General features: G+C 39.3%; 11 protein-coding genes. 9 read left to right on the top strand and 2 right to left on the bottom strand.

Annotation, left to right across the window (positions count from 1 at the left end):
• Positions 1 to 30: 30 nt before the first annotated feature.
• Positions 31 to 168, bottom strand: a complete 138-nt coding sequence (locus CEF19_RS14655; RefSeq protein ID WP_100406733.1) for a YqzM family protein — start codon at positions 166 to 168, stop codon at positions 31 to 33.
• A gap of 352 nt (positions 169 to 520) precedes the next feature.
• On the opposite strand from CEF19_RS14655, the gene holA reads away from it, so the two are divergent.
• Positions 521 to 1,549 (top strand): DNA polymerase III subunit delta, encoded by a 1,029-nt coding sequence (holA, locus tag CEF19_RS14660; protein WP_100406734.1) that lies wholly within the window; start codon positions 521 to 523, stop codon positions 1,547 to 1,549.
• Positions 1,550 to 1,583: 34 nt separating this feature from the next.
• On the opposite strand, the gene rpsT is transcribed toward holA, so the two are convergent.
• Positions 1,584 to 1,850 carry a 30S ribosomal protein S20 gene (gene rpsT, locus CEF19_RS14665; RefSeq protein ID WP_100406735.1) on the bottom strand — a complete coding sequence of 89 codons (267 nt, stop codon included), beginning with the start codon at positions 1,848 to 1,850 and terminating at the stop codon, positions 1,584 to 1,586.
• Positions 1,851 to 2,072: 222 nt separating this feature from the next.
• Between rpsT and gpr the strand changes: the two genes are divergently transcribed.
• The 8 genes from gpr (at position 2,073) to dnaK (ending at position 12,096) form a co-directional block, all read left to right on the top strand.
• Complete coding sequence (gene gpr / locus CEF19_RS14670; RefSeq protein WP_100406736.1) at positions 2,073 to 3,194, top strand: GPR endopeptidase; 1,122 nt, start codon at positions 2,073 to 2,075, stop codon at positions 3,192 to 3,194.
• Between the two features lie 204 nt (positions 3,195 to 3,398).
• The gene (locus tag CEF19_RS14675; RefSeq protein WP_227521997.1) at positions 3,399 to 4,577 is read left to right on the top strand and encodes a stage II sporulation protein P; all 1,179 of its coding nucleotides are present in this window, start codon (positions 3,399 to 3,401) and stop codon (positions 4,575 to 4,577) included.
• A gap of 3 nt (positions 4,578 to 4,580) precedes the next feature.
• The gene (locus tag CEF19_RS14680) at positions 4,581 to 4,931 is read left to right on the top strand and encodes a DUF3679 domain-containing protein (RefSeq protein ID WP_100406737.1); all 351 of its coding nucleotides are present in this window, start codon (positions 4,581 to 4,583) and stop codon (positions 4,929 to 4,931) included.
• 311 nt (positions 4,932 to 5,242) lie between these two features.
• The gene (gene lepA / locus CEF19_RS14685) at positions 5,243 to 7,063 is read left to right on the top strand and encodes a translation elongation factor 4 (RefSeq protein ID WP_100406738.1); all 1,821 of its coding nucleotides are present in this window, start codon (positions 5,243 to 5,245) and stop codon (positions 7,061 to 7,063) included.
• Between the two features lie 65 nt (positions 7,064 to 7,128).
• On the top strand, positions 7,129 to 8,292 hold the full coding sequence (gene hemW / locus CEF19_RS14690) for a radical SAM family heme chaperone HemW (RefSeq protein WP_198510295.1): 1,164 nt from the start codon (positions 7,129 to 7,131) through the stop codon (positions 8,290 to 8,292).
• 223 nt (positions 8,293 to 8,515) lie between these two features.
• Positions 8,516 to 9,547 (top strand): heat-inducible transcriptional repressor HrcA, encoded by a 1,032-nt coding sequence (hrcA, locus tag CEF19_RS14695; protein ID WP_100406739.1) that lies wholly within the window; start codon positions 8,516 to 8,518, stop codon positions 9,545 to 9,547.
• Positions 9,548 to 9,642: 95 nt separating this feature from the next.
• Complete coding sequence (grpE, locus tag CEF19_RS14700) at positions 9,643 to 10,200, top strand: nucleotide exchange factor GrpE (RefSeq protein WP_100406740.1); 558 nt, start codon at positions 9,643 to 9,645, stop codon at positions 10,198 to 10,200.
• Positions 10,201 to 10,260: 60 nt separating this feature from the next.
• Positions 10,261 to 12,096: a molecular chaperone DnaK gene (gene dnaK, locus CEF19_RS14705; protein WP_100406741.1), complete on the top strand. Its 1,836-nt coding sequence runs from the start codon at positions 10,261 to 10,263 to the stop codon at positions 12,094 to 12,096.
• The last annotated feature ends 135 nt before the right edge of the window (positions 12,097 to 12,231 follow it).

A 12,231-nucleotide genomic window follows, 5' to 3' on the forward strand; every position in this document is an offset into this window, starting at 1 on the left:
CTGCTTTTAACCTTATGTCACATAATTGGCTTACATGCTTCCGAACACATCGACTAAAGTCGCGATAATGAAAACAAATGCAAAAAAACCAAATGAAGCGACAAAGGCAACACCAGAATCGATGGCATCATTACGTTTGCTTTGTACATCTTTCTCAAAATGATTCATCTGGCACCCCTCCTTATTCAACATTTAGTATACGTTATGATGGGCGAAAAAGCTAGATGCTACCCTAGGCATGCCCTGCCAATTTAAACGATGTTCATGAAATTGTAAAACTCCCTCTACTGTAAAGAGTTGTCACCTATAAAGAAGCAGTGCATAGGATATCATAACAGCATATCGGTCATGGTTACCGTCGTGAACGAGAATACCCGGGCTCTCTGTTTATGGCGTTTATCATAAATGGGAGTCTGGCTTTTAGAGGCCGGGCTCCTTTCTCCATTTATGCTTGTCATTCTTAGTTTTTTTCAATAAGCTTAAGGTGTAAGAAAACTTGTAGGAAAAATGGGGAACCTATATGAATTATCTACAGCTTAAAAAAGAGATCCGTCAAGGACAAATTAAACCAGTCACCTTTATGTATGGAACACAATCCTTTCTTATGGAGGATATTATTCATGATATAACCCGCAAATCAATGTCTGCCGAAGAAGCTGAAGTAAATATTACATCCTTTTCTCTCGTTGAAACACCTTTAGAAATAATCATAGAGGAAGCCGAAACTGTTCCATTTTTTGGTGGGAAGAAACTTGTGATCGTGAAGGATTTTCATCTAGTATCTAGTCAGAAACAAGACTCAAAAATCGAACATGAGCTACAAACTTTTGAACGATACATAGAAAATCCCGTTCCTGAAACTGTCCTTATACTAATGGCACCTTATGAAAAATTAGACGAACGAAAAAAGATAACTAAGCTAATTAAATCGCATTCAGTGGTCGTTGAAACGAATCCATTTGATGAAAAAATGACGGAAAAGTGGATTGATGAACAGGCGCAGCTAAAGCAGTTTTCTTTTACCATACAAGGAAAACAAAGGTTGATGGAAAGGCAAGGCACAAACCTTCTTATGCTTGCATCAGAAATTGAAAAACTATCTCTCTTTGCTGGTGAGGGAGGACGGATTGATGAGACGATTGTGGACGAGCTTGTAGCGAGAACGTTAGAACAAGATGTCTTTGAGTTGGTTAACCATGCTGCCAAACAAAATATTAGTAAAGCATTGACGATTTATCATGATTTATTAAAACAGAAAGAGGAGCCGCTAAAAATATTAGCGTTACTGACAAGACAATTTCGTATTTATTATCAAGTGAAGGAACTAAGTCGAAGAGCGTATTCACAAAAGCAAATTGCAAGTCAATTAAAATTGCATCCTTATGTTGTGAAATTGGCACAGGGCCAAGTCAATCGTTATGAGGATCGTATGTTGTTAAGTATTCTCTCCCGTGCGGCAGACACGGATTACGCTATTAAGCGGGGAGCCATGGATAAAGTACTGGCGGTTGAATTGTTCCTAATAAGTTTTGCAAAGCAACAAGCATAAAAAAACGACTCCAATAAGGGGTCGTTTTTTTATATTATGCAGAAAGTCCGTTTAATTTTTTAGCTAAACGAGACTTTTGACGAGCTGCTGCATTTTTATGAATAAGACCTTTGTTAGCAGCTTTGTCAAGCTTCTTAGCAGCTTCAACATAAGCTGATTGAGCTGTAGTAGCATCACCGGCTTCAACTTTAGCTTCAAAGTTCTTAATCGCAGAACGAAGAGCAGACTTCACAGAGATATTTTGTGCGCGACGCTTGTCGTTTGTCTTTACACGCTTAATTGCAGATTTAATATTTGGCATATCTTTCACCTCCTAAAAACATCATGTTCATGTTCACGTTCACCAGTCCATCTATGATATGAACGGTTTTGCTTCCTAAATTAAGTAAGGATGATACGTATCGCATCATCAATACAACAATCTGCATTCTATCAAAAATGAACGAAAAATGCAATAGAAGAATGAAAACTCACACGGTAGGAAACGCTATTTTTAAAGGATTTTTTGAGGAGAGTGATTAGGTTGACAGAGGATTTAAATTTAGAGCTCTTTCAAGTTCGAACAGATTTAGCTGTTGAGGCTCATCAAATCGTATTAGAACAAGACAATGCCCACTTACAGAGTAAAGCTCCAAAGACAATTAACGGGGTTCAAGTCAAGGAAGAAACAATTGATGGGGTTAAGATAACTCGTGTTGAAATTAGTGAAGAAGGGGCAACGCGTCTTGGTAAAAAGGCGGGGAATTATCTAACCTTTGAATCGTTAGGAATTCGTAAAAAGGACACAGCGCTTCAGGAGAAGCTTGAGACAGTCTTTGCTGATTCTTTTCATCAATTTATGATTGAAATCGGGATTAGACCTGAGGACAAATGTTTGGTTGTTGGTTTAGGGAACTGGAATGTCACACCAGACGCACTGGGACCAATTGCAGTTGAAAATCTGCTAATTACACGACATCTTTTTCAGCTTGCCCCCGAACAGGTACAGGAAGGGTTTCGTCCAGTCAGTGCAGTAGCCCCAGGAGTTATGGGTCTCACCGGTATTGAAACGAGTGATGTAATTTACGGCATTATCGAAAAAACAAAACCCGATTTTGTTATCGCAATTGATGCACTAGCTTCCAGATCGATTGAACGAGTGAATGCAACAATTCAGGTTTCTGATACAGGCATTCACCCAGGTAGTGGTGTTGGAAATAAGCGTAAGGAACTAAGTAAGGATACGCTTGGAATCCCAGTTATCGCTGTTGGTATTCCCACAGTGGTTGATGCTGTTTCGATAACGAGCGATACGATTGATTATGTGCTCAAACATTTTGGACGTGAAATGAAAGAGGGGAATAAACCTTCAAGGGCATTAGTGCCAGCTGGTATGACGTTTGGCGAGAACAAGAAACTAACTGAAGATGATTTACCTAATGACGAAAAGCGACAAACAATTATGGGGATGGTTGGAACGCTTCCTGATGAAGAAAAGCGTCAACTTATTCGCGAAGTGTTAGCACCACTTGGCCATAACTTAATGGTCACTCCAAAAGAGGTAGATGTCTTTATTGATGATATGGCAAATGTAATTGCAACTGGCTTAAACGCTGCTCTGCATACACAGGTTAATCAGGGAAATGCAGGGGCCTATACTCACTAAATAGGCGACAACTCGTTGGCGCCGGCAGCCGAGCGGAGGGAGGCTCAAGGTCTTGATTTTAAGCGCGACAACTCGTTGGGTCTGAAACACACTTTTAAGGTTTTTGAAAAGATGAGCGAATCTTTTCAGGACCTTTTTTTGTTCTAAAAAAATTTCTTGCTTCATAGGCTGAATGGACAAGCAATTGTGAAAGGGTGGATGAACTTGAAAAGAAATCAATTTCAAAGCTTAACAATTCATATAAATAGGACGAGCATAAAAAAAATAGTAGTCTTTATTATTCTAGGAATGATGGCTTTATTTATCTTTACAGGGATGCTTACATCCATTGATTCCAGCTATGGTTTAGCATCTTCTTCAGTTCATGAATGGGCGACGGATCTCTCGGGCGAGCATTTTGTCCATGTTATGGGCATGGAAAATCCTTATTATAAACAGGTTCTTCAAGAAGATAGTAAAGAATTAAGCTTATCTTCACTGATGTTTGAACTGACAACTAATATTAATCCTGACGATCCTAGAAGTTTATTAGGTAGAGAACTTCCTGGATTTGCGTTATTCGATGGACAAATCGTTGTAGCTGGTAAAGGTACAGATTATACGAATCTACCAGTTGAATCAGCTCCTCCAATGGAAGTTATGATGGCTGAAAGGGAAGCGACGCAGGAAAGTTTAGCTCGTTTAAAAGAGCTAGAAAAGGAAGCCAAAGAAACTAAGGAATCAACAATTGAACGAAAAGTTGTCCATATTATTCACTCGCATAACACGGAATCATTTTTACCAGAGTTAGAGACCGATGTTCCCAATGAAGCATTTCACAATAAAATTAATATTACACTCGTTGGTGAAAAGTTAGCTCAAGAATTAGAAAAACGGGGCATTGGGACGGAAGTAGAACGTAGGGATGTTCAGGGGAGTTTAAATAAACGAGGATGGCAGTACTCGAAATCATACGATGCTTCACGAAAATTTGTGAAAGAGGCAATGGAGGAAAATACAGACTTAGAATTCTTTTTTGATTTACACCGAGATACATTACCGCATGACCAAACGACCGTGAAGATAAATGGTGTGGAGTACGCAAGAACGGTGTTTGTCATTGGCGGGAATCACAACAGTCATAGCTATAATCTTCATCTAGCTCAAGAGCTTCATAAATTGCTTGAGAAGCATTACCCTGGAATGAGTCGAGGTGTCATTACGAAAGCAGGTCCGACTACAAATGGTCGATTTAATCAAGATTTATCGAAAAAATCCGTATTGATTGAAATGGGTGGAGTTCATAATACCCTTGATGAAACCTATCGTTCTGCTCAGGCAATGGCTGAAATCTTCTCAGTGTTTTACCAGGAGCAACATGAAAAAGAGAAGGGAGTCGAATAAAACATGAAGCGGTTCGTTGTGATGGTATCCAGCATTGCGCTACTCTTGCTATTAGGAACGTTATTAGGAGTTCAGCATATGAATGAAAAGCTAGGAATATCCCAACCGAGTCAGCTTCTAATAGAAGATTCGAAGACAAAAGACCCAGACAAATCATCGGTCTCTTCTATTTCCAAAAAAGGAGAGGATTTAAAACAAAAGAGACAAAAGGTAGAAGAAATCGGTAAATTTAATTTTTTTTCAGATTTAGGTACTCAACTCTCAGAGGGGCTACATGCGTTAAGTCGAGCTGCCCTCTCCCAGATAATGTCTTTTGTTCATCAGGTTCTAAATGGAGAACGTACTGAGGAATGATAAAGGCGATGGCCGAAAGGGATGGAAAGAGCCACCTTTTCGGCCATCGTTTTTATTTTGAAAGAAAGGAAGGTATAAAATTCTTTGAGGTGAGTTAAATGTAAATTTTGAGTGAAATATGCTCCAAGTCAGCGACAAGGAAGACAATTGTTCTGGACTTTAAAGCAGGGGAGTAGCTCCGAACAAACAAAAAGCCGTTTTGCGGTTTTTTGTTTTTAATTTGAACCATTCACCTTTATATATTGTATAGACCTTCTCGGATTGGTATAATTGAAAATAGTGTATTTTGCACGATAGTAGGAGTGATCACATTGGATAATGAACAACGACTGAAACGTCAATCAAAAATTCGTAACTTCTCGATTATTGCTCACATAGACCATGGAAAATCAACGTTAGCTGACCGCATCCTCGAGAAAACTGGTGCTTTAACCGCTCGAGAAATGAAAGAACAAACGTTAGACGCGATGGATTTAGAGAGAGAACGTGGAATTACGATTAAGCTTAATGCAGTTCAATTAACATATAAAGCAAGCGATGGCGAAGAGTATATTTTTCACTTAATTGATACACCTGGCCATGTCGATTTTACGTATGAGGTATCTCGGAGCTTAGCTGCATGTGAAGGCGCTTTGTTAATTGTTGATGCTGCGCAAGGAATTGAAGCACAAACTTTAGCTAATGTATATCTAGCATTAGATAATGATTTAGAGATTTTACCTGTTATTAATAAGATCGATTTACCGAGTGCTGATCCTGAGAGGGTGAGGCAAGAAGTAGAAGATGTTATCGGTTTGGATACATCCGATGCGGTATTGGCTTCTGCAAAAAATGGAATCGGTATTCAAGAGATTTTAGAGCAGGTCGTTCAAAAGGTTCCTGCTCCAACCGGTGACCCAGGAGCTCCGTTAAAGGCATTAATTTTTGATTCACTTTACGATCCCTACCGAGGGGTAGTTGCCTATATTCGTATCGTTGAAGGTACGGTAAAGCCGGGTCAAAAAATCAAAATGATGGCAACGAAGAAAGAGTTTGAAGTACTTGAAGTCGGTGTGTTTACACCGAAATCAGAAAAACGAGATGAGTTAACTGTCGGAGACGTAGGATTTTTAACTGCTGCAATTAAAAATGTTGGGGATACACGTGTTGGGGATACGATTACCAATGCTGTCAACCCAGCTGAAGAGCAGTTGCCAGGATATCGACGGATGAATCCAATGGTTTACTGTGGACTTTATCCTGTTGATACTAACGAATATAACGATTTACGTGAAGCGCTTGAAAGACTAGAGCTAAATGATGCATCTTTACAATATGAGCCTGAGACATCACAAGCACTTGGCTTTGGCTTCCGTTGTGGTTTTCTTGGATTGCTCCATATGGAAATTGTTCAAGAGCGTATCGAGCGTGAATTCGGCATAACATTAATTACAACAGCACCAAGTGTTATTTACAAAGTAACGATGACGAATGGAGATTTCGTCCAAATCGACAACCCGGCAAATATGCCAGATGCACAAAAAATTGAGCATGTCGAGGAACCTTATGTAAAGGCGACAATTATGGTTCCGAATGATTTTGTTGGTTCTGTCATGGAGCTTTGTCAAGGAAAACGTGGCGTTTTTATTGATATGCAATATTTAGATGAAATTCGTGTGCAAATTGTTTATGAAATTCCACTTTCCGAAATTGTTTATGATTTCTTTGACCAACTAAAATCAAATACAAAAGGCTATGCTTCTTTTGATTATGAGTTAATTGGCTACAAGCAATCGAATCTTGTGAAAATGGATATTCTCTTAAACGCAGAAACGGTTGATGCACTTTCAGTTATTGTTCACCGAGATTCCGCGTATGAGCGTGGCAAAATCATCGTTGAAAAATTGAAGGAGCTTATTCCGCGTCAGCAATTTGAAGTTCCTATTCAAGCTAGTATTGGTCAAAAAATTATTGCACGTTCAACAATTAAAGCGATGCGTAAAAATGTATTAGCGAAATGTTATGGGGGAGATATCTCTCGGAAGCGAAAGCTTCTTGATAAGCAAAAAGAAGGAAAGAAAAGGATGAAGGCTGTTGGAAATGTTGAAGTTCCGCAGGAAGCCTTTATGGCCGTGCTTCGGATGGATGATTAGTCTTAGGTTTAAACCGCAGGAGTTTCCTGCGGTTTTTCTAACTGCCGAGATGAGGAGGTTATCAAATGATTACAGCAGCATATGTGCATATTCCTTTTTGTGAACACATTTGTCACTATTGTGATTTTAATAAAGTCTTTCTAAAGAACCAGCCTGTGGATGACTACATTCAATCATTGTTGACAGAGATGAAGCTAACAATGAATCAGACGCCGACAAAGAAATTGACATCGATTTATGTTGGGGGAGGCACCCCGACAGCTTTATCTGCTAAGCAGCTTGAACAATTGTTAAAGGGAATGAATGAGATTCTTCCAGTGAAGGAAATTGAGGAGTACACAGTAGAAGTAAATCCTGATAGCTGTGACGAAAGCAAGCTGATTGTTTTGAAGGAAGCCGGGGTCAATCGTTTAAGCATGGGTGTTCAATCATTTGACCAGCATTTGCTTGAAGGTATAGGCCGTACGCATTCAAAGGAAAGTATTAAAATGGCGATAGAGAAGTGTCGTGAGATTGGGTTTTCAAACATATCAATTGATTTAATGTTTGGCTTACCCCAACAATCACCAAGTCAATTTTCCGCAACCTTGGAACAAGCAATCGCTTTGGAAATTGAGCATATTTCCGCCTATTCTCTAAAGGTAGAAGAAAAGACTGTTTTCTATAACCGCTTAAGAAAGGGACAACTTCCCCTTCCAACTGAGGATGATGAAGTTATGATGTATGAGATGCTTCAGTCTGAGTTGATGAAAGCGGATTTTCATCAATATGAAATAAGCAATTTTGGAAAACGAGGATATGCAAGTAAACATAATTTAGTTTATTGGAACAATCAAGAATATTACGGATTTGGCGCTGGTGCACATGGGTATGTAAATGGTGTGCGGACCCAAAATCACGGTCCTGTATCAAAATATATTAAGGCTATTAACGAGGGAAAACTGCCCTACTTGATCGAACATCAGGTTACGAGGGTTGAACAGCTTGAAGAAGCGATGTTTATGGGGTTGAGAAAGACTGAGGGCATATCTAAAACTGACTTTAATAGAAGATACGGTTTTAGTGTGGAAGAGCTCTATTCAACTCAATTAGAGAACCTCTTTGAACGAGGATTGCTGGAAGACAAACATGACTTTCTTCGATTAACGAGTGAAGGGATTCTCCTTGGAAATGAAGTCTTTGAAAAGTTTTTAGCTGTTCTAGAGAAAGAGCGTATTCAAAGAGTCTAGTTAAAATTAGCAATGGCTTGCATGCTACTTAGTGTCTGTTTAATATTGCTTTTATAGTGTGCGCAATTAATGAATAGATAGACACTTAAAGAAAAATTTAACGGAATTTCCTAATGGAAATCATAGTTAATAAGCATTATATATTGACAAATGAACAGCGTTTTGATAATTTATCATTAGATTTAGCACTCGTAATGCCTGAGTGCTAACAGGGGTGATATGAATGTTGACAGAGAGACAATTATCTATTTTACATGCGATTGTCGATGATTATATTCGTTCTGCGGAGCCAGTTGGTTCTCGTAGTATCTCTAAGCGCGATGATATTACATTCAGTCCTGCGACCATTCGAAATGATATGGCTGATTTGGAAGATTTAGGATTTCTAGAGAAGCCCCATAGTTCTGCAGGACGTATCCCTTCTCAAAAAGGGTATCGCTACTACGTAGATCATCTCTTACTGCCGCATCATTTAACCGATAAGGAAGAGGCAGATATTCGTTCTCTATTTACGGAACGAATGCAGGAAATTGAAGAAGTCATTCAACAATCAGCGCGAATTCTTTCAAATATGACAAGCTATATTTCAATTGTTCTTGGACCAGAAATGTTTGAAACGAAACTGCGTAACATTCAAATTATTCCACTTTCTAAAAACTCAGCTATTTTAATTTTAGTAACGGATACAGGGCATGTTGAAAATCAGACAATCCAAATCCCAGATTCGATTGAAGCAGGTGATTTAGAAAGAATTGTAAATATTTTGAACGAAAGATTAATGGGTGTCCCGCTCTTTCAGCTTAGAATGAAACTAAAGAAAGAAATTCGGGACGTCATGCGAGCACATGTCAATAACTATGAACAGGTGTTGAGTTCCCTCTCCAACTCGTTTGATATCGGTAAATCAGAGAAAGTATTTTATAGTGGGAAAATGAACTTGCTAACTCAACCTGAATTTCGAGATATTGATAAAGTAAGGGTCCTGTTGAATATGCTTGAGGAAGAACAAACGATGAATCAAATTCTTCGAGCGCAAAAACATGGGGTCCAAGTGAAAATAGGAGAAGAGAACAACCTTGAGGCTTTTGACCATTGCAGTATGATTACAGCGAGCTACTCAATTGGTGGCAAGCACATGGGGACAATTGGTATACTAGGTCCAACGAGAATGGAGTATCAACGAGTAATTGGAGTCGTTGATTCTGTTTCCAAGGATTTGACAAAGCTATTAACAAGCTTGTATCAACAAGGTTAGAAATGGTAATATTGACAATTAGTTGTGAAGTCTAGGCTTCAACAGCTTTTTGTCATGAATACATAGGAAGTTTACTTTAGTGGGAGGTGAGAAAGTTGACTGAAAAAGAATCACAAGTTGTGGAAGAAGAAGTATTGAATGCTGATGAAGTGTTAGAAGACTCAGAAGAACAAGCAGATGCCGATCACGAAGGGACTACTGAGCAAGCAGAGCAAAATCCTTTGGAAGTAGAGGTTGCAGAGTTAAATACGCGATTGCTACGAGTACAGGCAGATTATGATAATTTCCGTCGTCGCTCTCGTGAAGAGAAAGAAGCGGCAGCAAAATATAGAGCACAAAGTTTTATTGAAGGTTTATTACCTGTTATCGATAATTTTGAGCGTGCCCTAGTTGTTCAACCTGAACAGGAAGAAACAAAAACTCTTCTCCAAGGAATGGAAATGGTCTATCGCCAATTACAGGACATGTTAAAAAGTGAAGGTGTAGAAGTAATTGCGACGGTAGGCGAGGACTTTAATCCTCATTTGCACCAAGCGGTTATGCAGGTGGAAGAGGAAGGGTTTGAATCGAACCAAGTTGTGGAAGAATTACAAAAGGGTTATAAACTAAAAGATCGTGTATTACGGCCATCTATGGTTAAGGTAAATGCATAATTTGCATAATCTATATTTCATGAATATTGATGTTTAACATTAATTTAGGAGGAACAAATAATGAGTAAAATTATCGGAATTGACCTTGGGACAACAAACTCTTGTGTGGCGGTAATGGAAGGCGGGGAAGCAACTGTTATCCCGAATCCTGAAGGAAACCGTACAACACCATCTGTTGTTGCGTTTAAAGACGGAGAACGTCAAGTTGGGGAAGTAGCAAAGCGTCAAGCTATCACAAACCCAAATACTATTATTTCAATTAAACGTCACATGGGAACAGATCATAAAGAAACAATCGAAGGAAAAGACTTTTCTCCACAAGAACTCTCTGCAATCATCCTTCAAAAATTAAAGTCTGATGCAGAAGCGTATCTTGGAGAAACAGTAACAAAAGCTGTTATCACAGTCCCTGCATACTTCAATGATTCACAACGCCAAGCAACAAAAGACGCTGGAAAAATTGCTGGACTTGAAGTGGAACGTATCGTGAATGAGCCGACAGCTGCAGCACTTGCTTACGGGCTTGAAAAAGAAGAAGACCAAACGATTCTTGTGTATGACCTTGGTGGTGGTACATTTGACGTTTCCATTCTTGAGCTTGGAGATGGTTTCTTTGAGGTTAAAGCAACATCTGGTGATAATAAGCTTGGTGGAGATGACTTTGACCAAGTAATTATTGATCACCTAGTTGAGCAATTTAAGAAAGATAATGGCATTGATCTTTCACAAGACAAAATGGCGATGCAGCGCTTGAAGGATGCAGCTGAGAAAGCGAAGAAGGACCTTTCGGGTGTTACACAAACGCAAATCTCTCTTCCGTTTATTACTGCTGATGCGACAGGACCTAAACATCTTGAACTTAGCTTAACTCGTGCAAAATTCGAAGAACTCTCTACTGACTTAGTGGAGCGTACATTAGGGCCTACTCGTCGTGCAATGCAAGATGCTGGTCTTTCTGCAAGTGAAATCGATAAGATTGTTTTAGTTGGGGGTTCAACTCGTATTCCTGCGGTTCAGGATGCGATTAAGAAGCTTACAGGCAAAGACCCTCATAAAGGAGTAAATCCAGATGAGGTTGTAGCGCTTGGTGCTGCTATTCAAGCAGGTGTGTTAACTGGAGATGTGAAAGACGTTGTGCTCTTAGACGTAACCCCACTTTCGCTTGGTATTGAAACAATGGGTGGCGTATTTACGAAGCTAATTGAGCGAAATACAACGATTCCAACATCAAAATCGCAAACATTCTCAACTGCGGCTGATAACCAACCGTCTGTTGATATTCATGTTCTTCAAGGTGAACGTGAAATGGCTGCATACAATAAAACATTAGGTCGTTTCCAATTGTCGGATATTCCACCAGCACCACGTGGAGTTCCTCAAATTGAAGTGACGTTTGACATTGATGCTAATGGTATCGTTAATGTTAAAGCGAAGGACCTTGGTACGAACAAAGAACAATCGATTACGATTACGTCTTCTTCAGGTCTATCTGATGATGAAATCGAAAAGATGGTTAAAGATGCAGAGGCAAATGCAGAAGAAGATAAAAAGCGTCGTGAAGAAGTAGAGCTTCGTAACGAAGCGGATCAACTTGTTTTCTCAACAGAAAAAACGTTGAAAGACCTTGGTGAGAATGCAGACCAAGAAGAAAAGGATAAAGCAGAAGCGGCTAAAGAAAAGTTAAAAGCAGCTATTGAATCAGATAACATCGATGAAATTCGTACGGCCAAGGATGAGCTACAAGAGATTGTAATGGCTCTTTCTACAAAGCTATATGAGCAAGCTGCTCAAGCAGCACAGCAAGCGCAAGGTGCTGAAGGCGAAGGTGGCCAACAAACCGACGATAACGTTGTTGATGCAGAATACGAAGAAGTAAAAGAAGAAGAAAAGAAGTAATGATATAAGAGCGATTGACTTACTAGTCGCAATGTGCAGAAAAGTCAAAGTCAGATGTTATGACTTTGGCTTTTTCTACGAGAGTGTTGTAAAAATAAGGACGGTAAAAAAAGAACCCCTTATCTTGCAAAAAAT

This window comes from Bacillus solitudinis (assembly GCF_002797395.1).
In the GTDB taxonomy this organism is placed as follows: Bacteria; Bacillota; Bacilli; order Bacillales; family Bacillaceae_D; genus Halalkalibacter_A; species Halalkalibacter_A solitudinis.